9 protein-coding genes and 1 pseudogene are annotated in these 20067 nt (G+C 62.3%); 4 read left to right on the forward strand and 6 right to left on the reverse strand.

The features are described 5' to 3' along the window. Positions 1–27: 27 nt before the first annotated feature. From ACEG18_RS07435 to ACEG18_RS07455, 5 genes are all read right to left on the reverse strand, one after another. Positions 28–3501, reverse strand: a complete 3474-nt coding sequence (locus ACEG18_RS07435; RefSeq protein ID WP_372542074.1) for a DEAD/DEAH box helicase — start codon at positions 3499–3501, stop codon at positions 28–30. Between the two features lie 38 nt (positions 3502–3539). Then, positions 3540–7343: a DNA polymerase III subunit alpha gene (gene dnaE, locus ACEG18_RS07440; RefSeq protein WP_372542076.1), complete on the reverse strand. Its 3804-nt coding sequence runs from the start codon at positions 7341–7343 to the stop codon at positions 3540–3542. Positions 7344–7520: 177 nt separating this feature from the next. After that, positions 7521–11153, reverse strand: a complete 3633-nt coding sequence (locus ACEG18_RS07445) for a UvrD-helicase domain-containing protein (protein ID WP_372542077.1) — start codon at positions 11151–11153, stop codon at positions 7521–7523. Positions 11154–11156: 3 nt separating this feature from the next. Continuing rightward, a complete protein-coding gene (locus tag ACEG18_RS07450; RefSeq protein WP_372542079.1) occupies positions 11157–14291 on the reverse strand; it encodes a PD-(D/E)XK nuclease family protein in 3135 nt (1044 codons plus the stop codon). 219 nt (positions 14292–14510) lie between these two features. Continuing rightward, positions 14511–14810, reverse strand: a complete 300-nt coding sequence (locus ACEG18_RS07455) for a YerC/YecD family TrpR-related protein (protein WP_022094855.1) — start codon at positions 14808–14810, stop codon at positions 14511–14513. A 323-nt stretch (positions 14811–15133) separates the two neighbouring features. Between ACEG18_RS07455 and ACEG18_RS07460 the strand changes: the two genes are divergently transcribed. Further along, the gene (locus tag ACEG18_RS07460) at positions 15134–15499 is read left to right on the forward strand and encodes a phage holin family protein (protein ID WP_372542080.1); all 366 of its coding nucleotides are present in this window, start codon (positions 15134–15136) and stop codon (positions 15497–15499) included. Positions 15500–15635: 136 nt separating this feature from the next. On the opposite strand, the gene ACEG18_RS07465 is transcribed toward ACEG18_RS07460, so the two are convergent. Further along, on the reverse strand, positions 15636–16064 hold the full coding sequence (locus ACEG18_RS07465; protein ID WP_055250949.1) for an RrF2 family transcriptional regulator: 429 nt from the start codon (positions 16062–16064) through the stop codon (positions 15636–15638). Positions 16065–16317: 253 nt separating this feature from the next. Between ACEG18_RS07465 and cysK the strand changes: the two genes are divergently transcribed. The 3 genes and pseudogenes from cysK (at position 16318) to ACEG18_RS07480 (ending at position 20063) form a co-directional block, all read left to right on the forward strand. Continuing rightward, positions 16318–17256 (forward strand): cysteine synthase A, encoded by a 939-nt coding sequence (cysK, locus tag ACEG18_RS07470; RefSeq protein ID WP_368131337.1) that lies wholly within the window; start codon positions 16318–16320, stop codon positions 17254–17256. A gap of 177 nt (positions 17257–17433) precedes the next feature. Further along, positions 17434–18537: pseudogene (gene mnmA / locus ACEG18_RS07475) on the forward strand (tRNA 2-thiouridine(34) synthase MnmA); the annotation flags it as partial. Positions 18538–18689: 152 nt separating this feature from the next. Continuing rightward, positions 18690–20063 (forward strand): hypothetical protein, encoded by a 1374-nt coding sequence (locus ACEG18_RS07480; protein WP_372542081.1) that lies wholly within the window; start codon positions 18690–18692, stop codon positions 20061–20063. Positions 20064–20067 lie beyond the last annotated feature (4 nt).

The raw sequence follows: 20067 nt of genomic DNA on the forward strand, positions 1-20067 counted from the left end.
GTCCTGGCACCCATCGGCATGCGCAAGTTAGCGACCGTCGCCACCGAGCAGTGCCAGAACATCCTCGCGCGTGAACAGTGCCGATGAGATGCCATCGCCGCCGAGCACGCTGTTAACCAGATCGCGCTTGGACTCCTGCATCTGCATAATGCGCTCCTCGATCGTGTCCTTGGCGATGAGCTTGTACACGGTCACGGTGTGCTGCTGGCCAATGCGGTGGGCGCGATCGGTCGCCTGGTCCTGCGCGGCCACGTTCCACCACGGGTCGTAGTGGATGACCACGTCGGCAGCCGTCAAATTAAGGCCAACACCGCCCGCCTTGAGCGAAATCAAGAACACCGGCACCTCGCCTGCCTGGAACTGCGCAACCATCTTGGCGCGGCTCTCCTTAGACGAAGCGCCCGTGAGCTTAAGGAAGGCGATGTCCTCCTTAGACAGGCGCTTGCCGATGATATCGAGCATACCCGTAAACTGGCTGAACAACAGGATGCGATGCCCGCCGTCGAGTGCGCCGTGCACGAGCTCCATGCACGTATCGAGCTTGGCGCTCCCCGCCTTGTAATCCTCGTAGTGTAGACGCGGGTCGCAGCAGATCTGGCGCAGCTTGGTGAGCTCGGCGAGCACCTTGAGCTTATCTTTCTTAAACTCCCCGGCCTCGCGGTGCTGCACCTGCTGGGCGATGCGGTCTTGGTTGGCCAGGTAGAGCTTGCGCTGTTCGCCGGCAAGCTGTGCCATCACCGTATCCTCGATCTTCTCGGGCAGATCGGCCACCACATCTTCCTTGACGCGACGCAGCACAAACGGCGATACGAGCGCCTGCAGACGAGCGGCACTATCGCCCTCGGCATGCTCGACGGGGCTCTCAAAGCGCTTGGCAAATGAGTCGCGCGTGCCCAGAAGACCCGGCATCAAAAAGTCGAAGATACTCCAAAGCTCGGACAGGCGGTTTTCGATGGGCGTGCCCGTCAAGGCAAAGCGCACGCCGGCCGGCAGGCGCTTGGCAGCGCGGGCCACCTGGGTGAGCGGGTTTTTAATGTACTGGGCCTCATCGAGCACTACGCGGGCAAAGTCCTGCTCGACATATTCGTCGATGTCGCGACGCATGAGGTCATACGACGTCACGACCACGTTGTGCTCGGCGGCACCGGCAATTTGTACGCGACGCTGGGCCTTGGCGCCCACGATGGCACACACATCAATCGAGGGGGAGAAGCGCTCCAGCTCGGCAGCCCAGTTGTACACGAGCGACGCGGGGCACACCACGAGCGTGGGCTTGGTATCCCCCGCCTCCACGCGCGCCAGAATGTGCGCAATCATCTGCAGCGTTTTGCCCAGGCCCATATCGTCGGCCAAGATGCCGCCGAGACCCAGGTGCTCGAGCGAGCCAAGCCACTGGTAGCCGTCGATCTGGTAGCCACGCAGCGTGGCCTTGAGCGAGGCGGGCACCGTAAAGTCCATCTTGCCGAGCGTATCCAGGCGCTCGACGGTGCGGCGGAACGCGGCGTCGCGATCGGCCTCGAGCGCCGGCGTACGCGCGAGCATGCTATCGACAAAAAGGGTGCTCGACGCGGGAAGCAACACGCCATCGAGCAGGTCGACAGCATCGACGCCCAGGTCCTCGGCAAGGCCAAACGCGGCGCGCGCTCCCTCGTCCAGGCGAACGATGTCGCCGGACGTAAGGCGCGCGAACGTCTGGTGGCGCTTATACGAATCGAGATAGATGGCAAGGTCGGCCGCCGAAAGCCCGCTCGCACCCAGCTCGACGTCGAGCAGGTTGCTCTTGACGGTCGCACGCACCGAGAGCTTGGGCGCAGGACGGACCGAAATCTGGCGCAGGCGGTCGCTGAGCACAACCTCGCCCAGCTCGGACAGGGCAGACAGGCCCTCGGTCAGCAAGTGGAACAGGCTCTCGTCATCGCGTTCCTCAAACGCTAGGCCGCCCTCGTGGAAATCGAAGTACAGGGCCGCCGTGTCCATAACGCGAAACTCCGCCACCGTATCGCGGGGCGGAACGCCGGGGCGTTGCTCTTCAAAAGGACTGCCCGGAGCACAAAGACTAAAGAGATCTGTCGACCAATCGCCGTAGGCCACCGTAATCTTGCAGGTCACAAGGCCATCGTCGACGCCAATCGCCATAGCAAAGCTCGGCTCGGGCGCCACAGCGTCAAGTACGGCGGGAGCGGTCAGGTCGGTGTAGTCGCGCAAGATAGGCAGCGCCATGCGGCAGAACTCGCCCACCTGGTCGGCGGCGATATGGACCGGCGTTCGGCAGGGCAACAAGTGCGATAGGAACGGCGCCGCATGTTGGGCAAACGCCGTGTCGGTACGGCGCGCGCGGCGCGTATCGACCAGATAGGCCGCGTCGCCCGCGACAAAGCAATACGTATCGGCCGGGAGGCGCAAGTCATAGCTGCCTCCCGCCGCCGGTGCAATCTTGGCGGCAAGGAGCGGCGGGCGCCTAGCCGGGACTTCGTCCTCCCCCTGCGGCGACGGCTCGACCGCCACCTCGTAGGAGCGATGCGTCGTCGTCCCCCGCGACCAAGCAGGCTCAAAGGGCATGGTCCTGCCGCGCAGCAGGTCCAGCACGGACACGATGGAATGCTCGGATACCGGCAACTGACGCTCGGCGACAAAACCGTTGCGGACAAAGTCATACGACGCCGAGCGCGAGCTCGTAATATCGCCTAGGTAGGCGACCGTCATTGCGATAAAGTCGAGCAGCTTTGTCGACACGTCATCGAAAGCCTCGGGCACATGGACAAACGTAAGCTTCTTGCCATAGGAGAACGTGCCGCCACGCACATAGGCATCGGCCATGCCGTCGAGATCCTTAACCACGTAGGACACCGAACCGCAGCGAATGCGAAACTCGAGCGCCCAGTTAAAGCGATCGGCAAACAGCGGGTTGTAGTACGGCACCAGCGAGGGCTCCAGCACCGCTTTGGGCGCATCGGGGTCAATGGTGCTGGCGAGCTTGCGGCGCATGACCGCGAGCTCGTCCATGCGCGCGTCCGAAAGGTCGGAAAGCGCCGCCACAAGGCTCGGGCTCGTGGGGACGGGCGCCGGGAAGGGAAAGTTGGGGTTGACCGTCGGTGCGGTGGGCGCGGAGCGCATGGGCTGCTTGGACTGTGCGGTCGGTACTGTAAACGTGCGGACCGGTGTGCGCAGGCCCTCGACGGGCTCGGCGCCGCTGGCATCCAGATACGCCAGCGCCGTGGCGATGGCGTGCTTGCACATGCCGGAATAGCGAAAGGCGGCCGGGCAATCGCAGTCGTAGTCGATAACCTCGTGCTCGTCCATGTCGAGCGCCACGTGCGTCTTGTACAGGTCGCCGCGCGAGCCGCGCACCGATCCCTCGATGTTCACGTTTTTGGAGAAGCGCGAGCCGGAGTCTTCGAACGACAGCACGGCGCCGTTGAGCATGAGCGAGCGCCCCTTCATAAAGGTACTGCTGAGCGCCGCCTCCTTACGAAGCGCCTGCGCAAACGTCCCCTGTGCCATCACTTCCTCCAATCTCGCGCGGACCAGCAAGGTCGCCCTTAGATCACCGTCACGCGACCCTGGTTACCCACGATGGCTTTTGCCTCTGCCAACAGCGGAATCGAGCGTGCGTTGACCTTGGCCGGCACCTCGGCACGCAGCACACGCCCGTCCACCTGCTCGATAAAGATCTCCACGCGGTCGCCGCCCGGGTTGGCGGTAAGCACCGTGGCAAGACGCGCCATATTGCCCTGGCTAAAGCGGCTGTTGGGCACCATGACCTCAAACACCTTGGGCTTGTTGTTCTCCTCATTAAGCTCCAGTGGCACGATCTCCTGCGCGATGATCTGATCGCCGCGGTCCGAGCGCTCAAGCTTGCCCTTAATGCGCACAAACGCATCGGACAGCTGCGCGCCGGTCTCGGGATCGACCTCGCCGTACAGGTACCCCTCGGCCTCCTTGTAGGTCTTGGGGAACACCACGACCGTGGCCTCGCCTTCCATGTCCTCGAGCTGCACGATGCCCATGGGGTCACCGTTTTTGGTCACGCGCTTGGACACGCTCGAGACCATACCGGCCCACCACAGCGCCTTGCCCTCGGGAATCTCCTGGTTGATGGTACCGCCCGTGGGGTTTTGCACCTCGTAACCGGTGTCGATCTGCGAGAACGAGAAGTCGCGCGCCTTGGCTAGCGCATACTCAAACGGGCGCAACGGGTGGTCCGAGACATAGATGCCCAGAACCTCCTTCTCCTGGCTCAGCTTAAGGTGGCGGTCCCACTCCTGGCCATCCGGATCGGGCACGCTCACCTCAAAGCCCGAGCCCTCAACATCGCCAAACATGTCGAAGAACGACGTCTGGCCGCTCGCGCGATCCTTCTGGCGCTTCACGGCTGCATCGATGATGTTCTCGGGGTTGTTCTTATCCACAAAGTGCATCATCTGGCGACGCGGATACCCCGTGGAGTCGAAGGCGCCTGCCTTGATGAGCGATTCGATCACGCGACGGTTTGCCTGGCTGGAGTCCACGCGCTCGACAAAGTCGTGCAGCGTCTTAAACGGGCCGCCCGCCTCGCGCTCAGCGATAATCGCCTGCGCCACGCCGGTGCCCACGCCTCGAATGCCGGCCAGACCAAAGCGCACGCCCTCCTTGGTAGCCGTGAACTCGGTACCGGACTCGTTGACATCTGGCGACAGCACGGGGATGCCGTCGTGGCGGCACGCCGAGACGTAATGAACGATCTTGTCGGTCTTGCCCGTGTAGGACGTCAGAACGGCCGCCATGTACTCGTGCGGATAGTGCGCCTTGAGCCACGCCGTCTGCATAACCAGGATGGCGTAGCCGGCGGAGTGCGACTTGTTAAAGGCGTAAGACGCGAACTCGAGAACATCGTCCCAAATCTTCTGGGCGACCTCGCGCGTGTAGTTGTTCTTGATAGCACCGTTCATCCAGTGGTCGTAGGTGGTCTCGTCCGAGCCATCCTCCCAGTGGAGCACCGTCGACGTGAGCAGCTTGATCTTTTTCTTAGCCACGGGCTTACGGATACGCGAGTCCGATTCGCCCTTGGAGAAGCCGCACATCTCGACGGAGATGAGCATAACCTGCTCCTGGTAGACCATGGTGCCGTAGGTTTCGCCCAGGATGTCGTCCAGGCGGTCGTCGTAGGAGACGGCCGGCTCCTTGCCGTTCATACGGTTGATGTAGGACGAAACCATGCCGGCGCCCAGCGGGCCCGGGCGGTACAGAGCGATCAATGCCACGACGTGCTTGTATTCGGTGGGTTTCATGTTCTTGATCGTGGCCGTCATGCCGGCGGACTCGACCTGGAAGACGCCGGCGGTGTGGCCGGAGCCCATGAGCTTAAAGATCTCGGGATCGTCAAAGGGAATCTCTTCCTCTTTGATGTCGATGCCGAAGTTCTTTTTGATGTTTGCCTTGGCCTTGGAGATAACCGTCAGCGTGCGCAGGCCCAGGAAGTCCATCTTGAGCAGGCCCATGTCGGCAACGGTATGGCCCTCGTACTGGGTAATCTCGACGCCGCCCTTGGTGTCGAGCTTGGTGGGCACATGCTCGTTGACGGGGTCGCGGCAGATCAGAACGGCGCACGCGTGCACGCCCTCGCCACGGGTGAGGCCCTCAATCGAGAGCGCCGTGTCGATGATGCGGCGGGCGTCGTCGTCCTTTTTATAGGCCTCGGCAAAGTCGGGGTTAAACAGATCCTCTTTGCCGGGTTGTTTTTCGAGCACCTGCTTGAGCTTGACCTTGGGGTCGCTCGAGACCATCTTGGACAGGCGCTGGCCCATGTAGACCGGGTAGTCCAGGACGCGCGCGGCGTCGTTGATGGCCTGCTTGGCCTTAATGGTCGAGTAGGTGATGACGTGGGTGACCTTCTCGGGGCCGTAGAGCTGGCGAACGTGCTCCACGACCTCGAGGCGCCGCTCATCGTCGAAGTCCATATCGATATCGGGCATCTCGGTACGCTGCGGAGACAAGAACCTCTCGAACATCAGGCCGTTCTCGAGCGGGTCAAACGCGGTGATGTTCATGGCGTAGGCGACGATAGCGCCGGCTGCCGAGCCACGGCCAGGGCCGACGCCGATGCCGTTGTCCTTGGCCCATTGCACGTATTCGGCGACGATCAAAAAGTAGGCGGCAAAGCCCTTGTCGCAGATGACCTTGTATTCGTACTCAAAGCGCTCTTTGATGTTGACGCCACAGATCTCGCGCGTGGCCCAATCGTCACCATAGTGCTGGCGCAGGCCCTTCTCGCACTCACGGCGGAACTGGCTCTCGTGCGTCTCGCCGGGATCGAGCAACGGGAAGCGCGGCAGGATGATGGAGTCCCAGTCCAGCTCCACATAGCACTTGTCGGCAATCTCGAGCGTGTTGTCGCAGGCCTCGGGGCAATACGGGAACATCGCCCGCATCTCCTCCTCGGTCTTCATGTAAAACTCCGAGCCGGTCATGCGCATGCGGTTGGGGTCGTCGACCTTGGCGTTCATGCCAATGCACATGATGACGTCCTGCACGGGCGCGTCCTCGCGGCGCAGGTAGTGGAAGTCGTTGGTGGCGATGACCTTGACGCCCACCTGCTTGGCAATATCGATGAGCGCGCGGTCCATCTGCTCGTCGGTCAGGCCGTTGTCGGTGGTGATGCCGTGTTCCTGGATCTCGATATAAAAGTCGCCGGGGTCGAAGGTGTCACGGAAGGTCTCGGCCCACTTGATGGCGCCTTCCATGTCACCGCGGTCGATGTATTTGGGAATGATGCCCGCGATGCAGGCGCTCGTGCAGATCATGCCCTTGGCGTGGCGGCGCAGGTTGTCGAGCGTCACACGCGGCTTGTAGTAAAAGCCCTGCACGGCGGCCTCGGAGACCGTCTGCATCAGGTTGACGTAGCCCTCCTGGTCCTTGGCCAGAAGGATCATGTGGTAGAGCTCGGGCTTATGGTCGCGGGCGAGCGTCTCGTCCGGCGTAAAGTAAACCTCGCAGCCAAAGATGGGCTTGATGACCAGCGGCGGCTTGAGCTCGTCGATGTTGCCCTTCTCGTCCCACATGGCCATGTCCTTCACATACTGGGCATGCTCGCGCGGGTTTGCCTCGAGATCGGGCTCCACCAGCTCGTCGCGGCGGTCCTTTTCCAAGAAGGCCTTGTCGTGACTCCAGGTTTTGTACTCGGGCGTGTTGTGGTTAACGGCGTCGCAGGCCAGCGCCAGGTCGGGCACGCCGTACATGTAGCCGTGGTCGGTAATGGCCACGGCGGGCATGCCAAGCTCAACGGCACGATTGACCATATCCTGGATACGGGTTGCGCCGTCGAGCATGGAGAAAACAGTGTGATTGTGCAGATGGACAAATGCCATGTAATGAGCTCCGATGCGGGTTCGTGATATTAGGGTTACGATTCTACCGCACGGCGCGGACGGCACCCGAACCTAGCCCAAACCCACACGGCTCCTCTTGCAGTTGCGGTGAAATGCGGACTGTTTGGCGGCTTTTTTGGCCAAAACAGTCCGTATTCCACCGCAAGTTATTGAGGGCTAGAGGTTGTAGGTGACCACTTGAGGTTCGGCGGGTTCGACGAAGATGGTTGGATCCGGCTGCTCCACGCGGACGAACTTGACGGTCACCGTCTTAAAGCCCGCCTTGTGCAGAACATCAGCGTAGACGCGCGCCTGCAGGGCGTGCTTCTCCTGCAGCTGTTCCGGCGTCTCGTCCGGCGTGCCGCCCGTCTTGTAGTCGATGACCAGCGCGCGTGACGAATCCGCCGGGTTCGTCGCCAAAGCGTCGATGGCGCCTTCGGCATATGCACCGTAGCGAGCGATGTCCTCGTCCTCGCAGCCCAGCGAAAAGAACGGCACCTCGGCGCGAACGCACGGCCAGGCAAGCAGCTCGGCACGGACCGCCGACTTGAGCCAGCGGTCCAGGGCAACGTCGAAGCGCTCGCGCTGCTCCGGCGTCAGGCGCCACAGACGCGCCAGCGCATCGGCACGCGCGGCGGGCAGCTCATCGGCACCCATCTCGATCAGCCACTGGCAGGCGGCATGGAACGCCGAGCCCAGCGCCATGGGGTTGCCGGCGGGCTCGACAGCAGCCACGTCCGCATCCGTCATCTCGGAACCATCCGACTCCGCATCATCGCCGGCCTCGTCCATGGGCACGTGTGCCTCGGCGGCACGGTCCTCGGACTCGGCATGCAGCACCGCGGCAATTGACGAGTAGCTGTACGAATCGCGCGCCGGATACGGGCATGTGCCCATGCGCACGCCCACCGCCTGGGGATACACGAGCTCAAACGCATCGGGCTCGGGGTCGGCAGGACCGGGAACGGCGGCGCGGGCATCTGCACCGGCACCCTCCGGCTCCGCATCGCCACGAACAAGCCTGCCCTCGACATCCAGCGAAGCGTTGGCCTCAAACGCCTGCTCGCCAAACGTAAAGTCCGCCAGCGAGATGAGCTCGTAGTCGCCCGGCTTGGAGTTGTCGAACACCAAACGGTCGCTATCGAGCTGCGGCATGTCCAGGCTGTCGGTCGGCAGGATGCGGCGCAGCACGTCGTAGGTCAGATCAGTCTCGACATCGAAGGTCGGCGCCGTCACCTTGCCGCGGCTCACGCCGACATCCATCGCCAGAATGACCAGCTCGCGCGCTCGCGTCATGGCGACATAGAGCAAGCGAGCCCGCTCCTCGAGCGAAAGCTGCAGGTCGTCGTTGCGCAGGCGGGCAAATGCCTCGGCGGGAGAGCCCGTCGCGCAGACGTCCTCCATGAGCTCCGGCGGCAGCCACAGCGACGTACCCTTGCCCTTAAACGCATGCTCAAACTGCTTTTTGACGTCGTCGCCCTTCACGAAGGTACCGTCGGCGAGCTTAACGCCACCAAAACGAGCAGGCAGCGCCACGACCTGCGCCCCACCGTCGACGCGACCCAACTGTGCCGCACCGGACGATTTGCGCACGCCAAAACATTCGGCAACCGCTACGACCGGGTACTCCAGACCCTTGGACGCGTGCACCGTCATGATGCGCACCGCGCCGTCGCCCTCCTCGTTGAGCGCGCCCGGAGCCTCCTTGCCCGCCAAGAAGCGGTCGAAGGCGAGCGCGATGGAGCGCGGAGAATTGCCGAGCTCGGCCTCTGCCTCGGCCACGGCGTCGAGCGCCTTGAGCACGTTGGCGGCAATGGCCTTCCCCTCGGGGCCGCGCTGCGCCAGGCGCACGAACCAGCCGGAGGCATTGACCGCGTCGCGCGCGATGGCGGCGAACGAATCACGTCCCACGCGACGAAGCGCGTAGCGCAGCACCTCGCGGGCACGCGTCACGAGCGGCAGGTTCTGCAAACCCGGCACATCGGAATCGCTCATGATGCCCGCATCGATGTTGCGACGCGACGTCTCGCCCGTCTGCTCGTCGAGCTTGGTCGCCAGCACTAGGAACTCCTGGGCGCCGAGTGCAAACATCGGCGAGGCCAGCAGTGGCATGAGACCCTGCGCCGTATCGGCCGGATTGGCAAGCGCGCACACCAGGGCACGCACCGTTTGGACCTCGGCAGCCTGGGCAAAGACCGAACCTCCCGCGATAACGCAGTCGAGTCCCTGGTCGCGGAAAGCCTGCGCGTAGACGTCGGCATTAGTCATACGGCCCAGCAACAACACCATGCTGCCCTGGGACTGGCCAGCTTTAACGAGCGCTTGGAACCGCTCCGCAATCGCACGGGCTTTCGCCTGCGTTCGTTCCTGGGTGCTGCCGCCGGCAACGAGCAGCGCCTGGCGGCGCGAAGCCTTTGCCTTGAGCTTGTCCTCGCGATCGTCACTCGGCTCAAGATCCAAGAACCCCTGCATCAAACCACCGGTATCGCCGTCGAAGACGCGTGCTACGTAACGCAGCACCTCGTCATGGCTGCGGAAGTTGCGCACGAGTTTAACGAGCTCGCCAGCAGGGGCGTCGGCCACGGCAGTCACCTCGGGCGCAGCAGAGGAGCCCACCTTGCGCTCTTGACGACGGAACACCTCGACCTCGGCGCCTCGGAATCGGTAGATCGACTGCTGTGCATCGCCCACGGTGCACAGCGCGCGCTCGCCCGCACCCGTCAGATAGCGAATCAGATCGACCTGCATCTGGTCGGTATCCTGAAACTCGTCGACCATGACCATCTTAAAGCGGCCCTCATAGGCAGCTCGAATAGCCGGGTAGTCGCGCAGCGCCTCGTACGCTATGCGCAGCAGGTCGTTGTTATCGAGCGCGGACTGGCCGGCCTTGAGCGCACGGTACTCCGCCTCTACGGCACGGGCGAGCCCCACCAGCGCATCGAGCGCCGAACCGCCGCAGGCAAGCACGATATTGATAAACGCATCAGCCGCCTCGGCCTTGAGTAGCTCCACCTGCTCCTTAGGAAACGCCTTGCTCGCGCGCGGCATGCTGCACGACATCATGAGTCGCGCCGCATCCTCCATGGTTTTGCCGCTCGCCTCAAACGCGTCGATGGCGTCGAGTGCCGCCTGCGCTTTCTCGGTCGTGGCCTTGCTTGCGCCCAGCGCCGCACGATAGGCATCGGCAAGCGCCGAGGTGTCGGCCTGGCCGCGCGCCACGCACACATCGTCCATGCCGCCCGGCAGCTGGCTCGATAGCTCCAACAGGTCGCGCACCAGGCCTTTGATGGTGGTACCGGCGCCAAACGGCCCGCCCTCGCCCGCCATGGGATACCAAGCGTAGAGGGCCTTAAGCGAGGCGGCAAGCTCGGGCGCGGCATCGGGCGCCGTCGCGCGCCCCAGCACATGCTCGACAGCCTGATCCATAAGCTCATCGGTATCGGTGAGCACCGTGAACTCAGGATCGATGCCCAGCTCCAGCGCGTGCGCGCGCAGGATACGCGAGCACATGCCGTGGATGGTCGAGATCCAAGCGTCGTCGACCGTCAGGGCCTCCTCGTCCATGCCCTCTTCGATAAGCGCACGGCGCACGCGGTCGCGAATCTCGGCCGCGGCGTCTTTGGTAAAGGTAATGGCGAGCACCTGGTCCAGATGCTCGACAAACGGACCGGATTCGGGCGAGAGCGCATAGACGATGCGGCGCGTGAGGGTAAAGGTCTTGCCCGAGCCGGCACCCGCCGAGACAAACAGCGGGCGGTCGAGCGTTTTGACGACTTGCAGCTGTTGCGGCATCAAGGTCGAAAGATCCATGGTCTACACGTCCCTCCTTACAAACGTTCCTTCGTGGTTATACGAGCAGCGCGCATGCGCGGCTTGCGCCGACGTCGGGTCGACAGCGGCGACGATGCCCGCCTCGAGTTCGCGCAAGCGCTCGGCGATGCCGGCCTCCACGCGGTCGAGCAGCGCATCGAAGTCCATGTTGCCGCCCTCGCCCGGAAAGCCCTTCTTAAGGCCCGGAATGCGGCCGTCGCCGCGCTCTTCCTCGAGCAACTCGGCACTTGCGGCACCACGCAGTGCGGGCTTGCCGCCCTTGGTCGAAAAATAGAGCGCCGCACGGGCATCTAGACCCAGCGCCCGGCGCATGGCCTGGGCGTAGATGAGCGTTTGGGTATGGGGCGGCAGCCAGCGCGGATCGTCGATGGGGGCCTCGCCCGACTCCTCGTCGCGCACCGTGGGGTCGGCGAGCTTAAACTCCTCGACGCCCGAACGATGCTTGTAGTCAATCACCACAGCGCGGTTCTCGGCGTCCACATCCACGCGGTCGATGCGCCCGCCGAGCGGCCAGCCGGCATACTCGACCTGGAGCTCGTTGAACGCAAACTCCAGGTAGCGCGGCGCGAAGGGCGCGAGCGCCTCGGACTCGTAGGCGAGCACGCCCTCCAGTTGCGGCAAGATCTCGGCCACTTGGCGCTCCTCCACTGGAGAGAGCGGCACCAGCGGGCCCTCGGTACCGCGCTTGCCGGCGTGCTCGGCCAGGGTCTCGGCAAAGACCTCGTGCAGCAGCTCCTTCGCGCGCGGCAGATTCATGGGCGTCACGCGCTCCATGCCCTCCTGCGGAAGACGTGCATGCAAGTGCTCCAGCACGTCATGGACAAAGTTGCCCTTCTCCATGTTGCCAAAGTCCGCATCGATGGACTGAGGTTTGACGCGATACGAGACGAACCAGCACAGCGGGCAGGTGGAATAGGCCTCGATCTGCGAGGCGGACGTCAGGCGAGGCACGAGTGGCGCGTCCTCGCCCTCGCCATCGCGACGACGCAGGACCAAATACGGCACGGCCTCGGCACTCAGATGCTGAGGGGCTTCACAGGTCACGCGTTCGCGCTTGAGACCTTCGCCTGCCGCGGGATCGAAGTCCCTTACGATATCGCCCTCACCCACGCACTTCGCCTTGTCGGCGCCAGCGGCTTTAGCGTTGTCAGCGGCCTTAGCGTTGTCAGCGGCCTCGGCATGCGCCCGCAACTCGGTCCACACGGCAGCCGGATAGCACTCGCGCGCCTGGCGATCGTGCGTCACGCGGGCAAGCGCAACCGAGCCACGTGACGCCTGCATCGCGTGGCCAAAGCGCACGCGCAGCAAGGCCGCGGGCTCAAGCGTCACGCCCTCGCGACCAAGGCTCGCCGTCAGCGTGGCCAGCGGCCCCTCCTCGTGTGAGAGCGGATAGCTGTCCAGATCGACATCGGCAAACAGCACGGCCTCGTAGCTGCCGGGGCGCAGAGCCGCCGCATCGGCAAGCGAAGCAAAACGAACCTGAGCACGTGGCGCACGGTCAACCTCGTAGGTCTCGTAATCGTAGGCGGTGCTACGCTTGTCCACCTTGGTGCGAATGCCATCGAGCACGGGCACGGTCGCGGCCTGCGACACGTCGAGCACGCGGGCGCCATTCATAAGGATGTCGATGACGTGGCGCAGCAAGGCCACCTCCGCCTGGCGACGAGCCTGACCGTCAAGGCCTCCAAGGGCGCGATCGGGCAACGCCTCGGCAACGGCAAGCATGGCCTTGAGCGCCGTCACGGGCTTGTCACGCCACAGCGCTTGGAACACGTCCGAAACCACACACGGTACGTTCTTAAACCAGTTGTCGTCGCTCGCCGCCTTGCGCGCGCCCCTCACCTGGCCCTGAACGCTCTGCAGCAGGCTCTTAACGCTCGCGGTAGTCTTGCTACGCGAGAGACGCATATTCTTATCGAAGGTACGGGCACTGACGGCATCGGCGCCCGAAAGCGGGCTGTAGATCCAGTCGGTAAGCTCCGGCGCGGGCCACCACTCGGTCTTTGACGCCGCGCCCTCATCGGCGGCCTTCATGCGCTCGATCAGGCCGGCAAGCGCCGCAAACTGCCTGCCCGCAATGGATTGGGAAAACGCCGTGAACTCAGTTGTCTCGGCAGCGATATGGCGAGCCGCCAGACGAGAGGCGAGCTCACCGAACAGCTGGGGTGCCCGGGCAGAAACGACGAGCACGCGCACGGGGTCGGCGGGCATTGCAGTAGCTTTATCGGCCTTGGACTCCTTGTACGCTTTCACCAACTTATCGATGGCGTCCGCATAGACATGAGCACGGGCATGGGGGCCGGCGACCTCAATAAAGGCAGGCTGAGCGGCGGTCCCGCAAGCGGCATCAGACGCGACGGCGTCCTCCCCCAGCGGCGCGACCTCAAACAGCACACCGCGGGCATCAAATGCCACGGCAAGCTCCTCGCGCATCGCCGCCTGCTCGCGGGCAAGCAGCACGACGACCTCTCCCCCATTGTTCGCCACGGCAGACAGCAGCTCGAGCAGGCCGTGCGTAAACGACGTGATACCGCGCACGCATACGGCGCGAGTGCACGCCGGCAGGCTATCGGCCAGGACACCGGCCATAATGTCGGCCGCCTCGCAGGGCTCGACCATATCTCGACGGTCCAAACCGTCCGCATATGCGCGCAAAAGCTCGAACACACGAGCCTCGGCATCGCTTTTTGGCTCAGGCTGGCAATTGTTTCCACGGCATCGCTCGGCCGTCGTCCCCGCCACACCCGGCAGCACGTCGCGGGCCATGCGCGCAAGCATACGCACCGTGCCCTGGCTGCGCGAAAGCGGCTGCAAATCGGCATCGTCGAGACGCGTTACCATGTCCGAAAACAGCATCTGGCGTTGCAGGTTGTCCACGAAACCGCGCCCGTCGCCCAAAAGCTCCCAAAGCGAGCGAAGCCACGATGTAGGCGTCTTGTAGTCGATACCTAGTGAAACCCCGGCTTCCGCCGCATCATGACGGCACAGGTCGAGCTCGGCAAACGTAGGCGCCAGCAGCACGGCACGTCCGTGGCGGACAATAAGGTCGGCAAGCAACGCCGACTCGGCATCGCTCAAATCCGTGCCGGCATTGGTGGTATAGATTCGAACAGGCATGGTCCTCCGCTCAAACTGTTCGCAATAATCAATGTATCCATCCTACCCGCCCAAGCGGACAGATTTGCCCCACGCCAACAGATTTGATCCCCTGGGGACGGAGGAAAACGGATCACCGAGGGGGTCAGTCTAACCCGGTGATCCGTTTTCCTCCGTCCCCAGGGGATCAAAAAACCGCCCCCGGAGGAGCGGTTTTGCACAATTCGTTTTTGGCGCGGCCTACTCGCCATCCTCCAGTTTAATGAGGATCTTGCGATAGCCACCGTACTCGCCGTTGAGCGCCTTGGACACGCGGCTCACCGTGGTGGACGAAGCGCCGGTACGCGCCTGAACCTCGACATAGGGCTCGCCCTCGTCCAGGTAACGCGCGACCTGCAGACGCTGCGATAGATCACAAATCTCGCGCGGCGTGCAGATATCGGTCAAGAACGCTTGGATATCTTTCTCGTCGTCCAAAAGGCTAAATGCGTGGACCAGCTGCTTGACATCAGGCTTGTCAAACATGTTCTCGATATTCATCGATCACCGCCAAACCCGCCAAAAGGCATCGAAGTTGATACTGACATCGGACATCGTTCGCCCGTTCTATGCAATAGGGCAACGCCTGTGGCTTTTGCCCGTAGCAGTGTAGCACACCACCAAACTAAAGCGACAAGACTCTCTGCCAGCGGCGCGTTTTCTAGGACGAACGCCGTTTTGAAACCGAATGCGCACGCAAGCTCCATGAATATCTGAGACAATGGGCGCCCAAACAGGGCCATGCCCGCGCATCTATCCGAGTTGCAAAGGCATGTGCCTCTCACGCCTCTTTGCCACGTCTTGCGCAAGAAAGGATTCACACCATGCGCTTTATGCTTAACTGGCTCTTTACCTCAATCGCCATCGCGATCGCAACGTTTCTCGTCCCCGGCATTCAGCCCTTCGGCATGGCCGACGCCTGGGTGTGTTTTGCCTTCGTGGGACTGTTCCTCAACATCGTCGACTCGCTCGTCAAGCCGTTCCTGACGGTCATCTCGCTGCCGCTCACTATTATCACGCTTGGTATTTTTCAGCTCGTAGTCAACAGCTTTATGCTCGAGCTGGCCAGCTACCTGTCGGTCAATCTGCTGGGCGCGGGTATCTCCATTGCCAGCTTTGGATCGGCCTTTATGGGCAGCGTCCTGGTATCCATCATGCGCAGCATTCTCGACAGCGTCGCCAGGAACTAAAGCAACCGGATACGGACCGCCACAACACGCCAAAAGAAGGCCGTCCATCGCAACGATGGGCGGCCTTGTCATTTGTCGAGCCTCAGAGGGCAGGAAAATCTACCATTTCTACCCCGTCCCCCAATAGCAGGTGGGGCTAGATGACGTAGTCGTAGCCCTCGTTGGGGGCTACGAGCGCATCGAGCGTCACGCCGTCGAGGTAGTCGTTAATGAGCTTGTCCAGGTTCTTCCACACGTCGAGCGTGGGGCACTCGTCCGAACGCGAGCAGCCCTTGCAGTCGCCGTCTAGGCATGCGACCGGCGCCAGGCTGCCCTCGGTCAGGCGCAAAATCTCGCCCACCGTGTACTGCTCGGGCGGGCGCGTGAGCACATAGCCGCCGCCCTTGCCGCGCATGCCCGAGAGCATATTGGCACGCACGAGCGTGGCCAAAATGTTCTCCAGATATTTCTCCGAAATCCCCTGACGCGCGGCGATCTCTTTGAGGGGAATGCGGCCTGCTGCCTGGTGCTCGGCCAGGTCGACCATAACGCGCAGGGCATATCTGCCCTTTGTGGAAACCAACATATATAGTGCTGCCTTTCGGTCTTTTAATTCGTAGAAATTCTAGCCGAAAAATTGGTTTTGAAAATACCTATTCCCGTCAAGCTGGTTAATCGACTCGTAATAATCTTCTATTTCCTATTGCGTTACTAGGCTTTACTGTCTACTATGCTTGCCAACAGCAAAAAGAACAACCCATAAGGTTTGTGGGTTTCGCTGTTACACGCACCGTGAAACCACACGGTATCCAGTCATTTGAACACTTTGGAGGTTCACCATGAGCAATGTTTACACGTCCATCGATCAGCTTATCGGCCACACCCCGCTTCTGGAGCTCACTCACTTTGAGGCCGATGAGGACCTCAAGGCCCGCGTACTCGTCAAGCTGGAATACTTCAACCCCGCCGGCTCCGTCAAAGACCGCGTCGCCAAGAACATGATCGACGAGGCCGAGAAGGCCGGCAAGCTCGTGCGCGGCGGCGACTACACCATCATCGAGCCCACGAGCGGCAACACCGGCGTCGGCATCGCCTCGGTGGCGGCGGCTCGCGGCTACAAGGTGATCATCACCATGCCCGAGACCATGTCCGTCGAGCGCCGCAAACTTATGCAGGCATACGGCGCACAGCTCGTGCTCACCGACGGCTCCAAGGGCATGAAGGGTGCCATCGCCAAGGCCGAGGAGCTGCAGAAGGAGACGCCCAACAGCATTATCGCCGGCCAGTTTGTGAACCCCGCCAACCCCGCCATCCACAAGGCCACGACCGGCCCCGAGATCTGGGATGACACCGACGGCGAGGTCGACATCTTCGTCGCCGGCGTTGGCACCGGTGGTACCGTGACCGGCGTGGGCGAGTTCCTCAAGGAGCAGAACCCCGAGATTCAGGTCGTCGCCGTCGAGCCCGCCACCTCCCCGGTGCTCTCCAAGGGCCAGGCCGGCCCGCACAAGATCCAGGGTATCGGCGCCGGCTTTGTGCCCGACGTCCTCGACACCCAGGTCTACGACGAGATCATCCCCGTCGAGAACGACGACGCCTTTTCCACCGGCCGCGCCGTGGGCCACAAGGAGGGCGTGCTCGTGGGCATTTCGTCCGGCGCCGCCGTGTGGGCTGCGCTGCAGCTGGCCAAGCGCCCCGAGAACGAGGGCAAGACCATCGTGGCGCTGCTCGCCGATACCGGTGAGCGCTACCTGTCCACGGCACTCTTCCAGGACTAAGGCCTGTCGCCCATAGGTTGAGCCCAGGGACGAGCCGGTCTCCTCTCTCCCGGCAGTCGGAGCCCATCCCATCAGGGCGCCCCACGAAACGTCCGAACTTGCTACAATGTCTGCGGCGCGGAACCAGCCTCCCGCGCCGCTTTTCTTTTTTGGCCACATGCCACCAAGGAGAACCTCCCCATGCACAACAAGCGCGTGCTCGTCGCCATGAGCGGCGGCGTCGATTCCAGCGTGACTGCCTACCTGCTCAAGCGCCAGGGCTACGAATGCGTCGGTGCCACCATGTGCCTCACCTGCCCCGCGCCCGATCCCGTTGCGAGCATGAGTAAGGTCGACCGCGACATCGCCGATGCAAAGGCCGTCGCCGAGCGCCTGGGGATACCCCACCATGTGCTCGACCTGCAGCAGACCTTCGACCGCAACGTTATCGAGCGATTTGTGACTGCCTATCAGGAGGGGCTGACGCCCAACCCATGCATCATCTGCAACCGCCATATTAAGTTTGGCGCGCTGCTCGATGCGGCACTCGATATGGGCTGCGACCACATCGCCACAGGTCACTACGCCAAAACGAGCCAGGCGTCCGACGGAACCTGGCAGCTGCACCGCGGCGAGGACCCTAAGAAGGACCAGAGCTACTTTTTGTATTCGCTCACGCAGGAGCGACTGTCGCGCACGATCTTTCCGCTGGCTGGGCTGGACAAAGAGCGCGACGTGCGCCGCATTGCCGCCGAGCAGGGCTTCATAAACGCCAAGAAAGCCGAGAGCGAGGATATCTGCTTTATCGCGGACGGCGACTATGCGGGCTATATCGAGCGCCGCTGCGGACATGCCGCCGAGCCGGGCGATATTGTATGGCGCGACGGCAGCGTGGTCGGACGCCATAACGGCGCGCTGCGCTATACCATCGGCCAGCGCAAGGGCCTGGGCGTCGCGATGGCGCATCCCGTGTACGTAACGGGCGTCGACGCCGCCAACAACATTGTGCACCTGGGCGAGGTCGACGACCTGACGGCCACAGCGCTCACGGCCAATGACTGGATCTGGAGTGCCCCTGCCGACCACATGGAGGCAGAGCTCACGTCCGGCGGCATTCGCGTGGGCGCCAAGTATCGCTACCGTCAAAAGGACCAGGCAGCAACCCTTACACGTGGCGCCGACGGGCAAATGCTGCTGACATTTGACGAGCCGCAGCGAGCCATCGCCCCCGGCCAGGCAGTCGTTATCTACCGCGGCGACGTCGTCTTGGGTGGCGGCACCGTGACCGGCGCCATCAAATAACAGCACTCCTCGATAAGTTGCGGTGAAATAGAGACTGTTTAAGCGTTTCAAGCCGCTAAACACTCCCTATTTCACCGCAACTTTGTTAAGTATTATGATGTTTGTGCTTGCTATATTTAACGATTAGAATACTTAACGAGGTGATGCAGCAGATGAGTACTTCCAACTATATAACCATGGGTGACGCCGCGCGCCTGCTGGGCGTTACGAAGGCCCGTATATCGCAACTGGCTGCATCGGGAACGCTCGCGTTCGATATCGTCGGTGGGCGGAAAATGGTTCAGTACGATTCCGCGATTGGTTATCAAAAGGTCCGTAAGCGTGGGCGCCGTCCCGCAGCTGACGTAGGGCGCAAGTTCACGTTGATGTCAGCCGACCACGAGGTCGCGCATGTCTCGTTTGATCCAACGCGCGAGTTTTCCTTTGAAATTGCCGACATACTCGATGCACGAAGGATGCCGTTTGGCACGTGCTCGAGTTCTTCTCCAACGGTGAATAAACGAGCACTCAACACGTGGTGGAGTCACCGGTCGGTGCCCGACGTCCGCCCCGGACTCATCTCGCGCTATCGCGAGCTGGGAATTGACAGCGGTATTGAAGTGCCCGTTCGTTGCCTGGGTTTTTCGCTTTCGGATTGCTATTGGCTAAGACCGGTCGACTGCGACGAGCTCAATTGGCAGCACCTCAATTACTTCGAAAACAATTTTGAACGGTCGGCACCCGAGCATCGTTCAGGCTGGCTTGAGGGCATCGGACTCAAAAATCCTGACAATACGTCCGAGGGCGAGCTCCCCAAAACCTGGATGATCCGCAATGGCGTTCGCATCCTGGTCAAAGGATGCGGAATGGACGATCAGCGACCGTTTAACGAGGCGGTTGCAACAGCTCTACATCGGCGTCTGCTATCCAAAGGTGAGTTTGTTCCCTATACGGTCGAGCGCATGTTCGACGGGCCCGTATGCCTATGCGATGACTTTCTTAATGGCCGTGAGGAATACGTGCCGGCCGCTTATATCAGGGACGCACTCGGTGGCCAGCGAGGAAACTCAACATACGATCGATACTGTCGCTTTCTTGGCAGACACGGGGCTGACGAAGCCACGGTAAGAAAATCCATGTCGCAGATGATTGTCTGCGATGCCCTCCTGGCCAACAGCGACCGCCACTGGCGAAACTTCGGCATCATCCGCAATGTCGACACGCTGGAAATGCGGCCTGCACCGCTGTTCGATAGTGGCAATTGCCTGTGGTACAACGTGCCAACCGCCGTGCTCGTTGCCGGGGAGTTTGGATTTGCCGCCAAACCGTTTGGTCCGGACCCTTCCACTCAGCTAGCATTTGCTGACTCGCTCGATTGGTTCGATGCGTCGCATCTCGATGGGTTCGTCGACGAGGCAGTCGAAATCCTCTCACAAAGCGCATGGGCAACAGCAGGCAATCGCCTCAAGGCCATCCGCCGCGGTCTCGAGCGCCGCACGATAGAGGTAAGCGCCGCCGTTGAGGTGCTACGGCACGTGCAGAGATAACAGC

This window comes from Collinsella aerofaciens (assembly GCF_041537385.1).
GTDB lineage: Bacteria > Actinomycetota > Coriobacteriia > Coriobacteriales > Coriobacteriaceae > Collinsella > Collinsella aerofaciens_BV.

What these genes read in the sequence shown, in the direction of transcription:
- ACEG18_RS07435 (WP_372542074.1), bottom strand. Translation starts at nt 3,501, where the DNA reads ATGGCACAGGGGACGTTTGCGCAGGCGCTTCGTAAGGAGGCGGCGCTC.
- dnaE (WP_372542076.1), bottom strand. Translation starts at nt 7,343, where the DNA reads ATGGCATTTGTCCATCTGCACAATCACACTGTTTTCTCCATGCTCGAC.
- ACEG18_RS07445 (WP_372542077.1), bottom strand. Translation starts at nt 11,153, where the DNA reads ATGGATCTTTCGACCTTGATGCCGCAACAGCTGCAAGTCGTCAAAACG.
- ACEG18_RS07450 (WP_372542079.1), bottom strand. Translation starts at nt 14,291, where the DNA reads ATGCCTGTTCGAATCTATACCACCAATGCCGGCACGGATTTGAGCGAT.
- ACEG18_RS07455 (WP_022094855.1), bottom strand. Translation starts at nt 14,810, where the DNA reads ATGAATATCGAGAACATGTTTGACAAGCCTGATGTCAAGCAGCTGGTC.
- ACEG18_RS07460 (WP_372542080.1), top strand. Translation starts at nt 15,134, where the DNA reads ATGCGCTTTATGCTTAACTGGCTCTTTACCTCAATCGCCATCGCGATC.
- ACEG18_RS07465 (WP_055250949.1), bottom strand. Translation starts at nt 16,064, where the DNA reads ATGTTGGTTTCCACAAAGGGCAGATATGCCCTGCGCGTTATGGTCGAC.
- cysK (WP_368131337.1), top strand. Translation starts at nt 16,318, where the DNA reads ATGAGCAATGTTTACACGTCCATCGATCAGCTTATCGGCCACACCCCG.
- ACEG18_RS07480 (WP_372542081.1), top strand. Translation starts at nt 18,690, where the DNA reads ATGAGTACTTCCAACTATATAACCATGGGTGACGCCGCGCGCCTGCTG.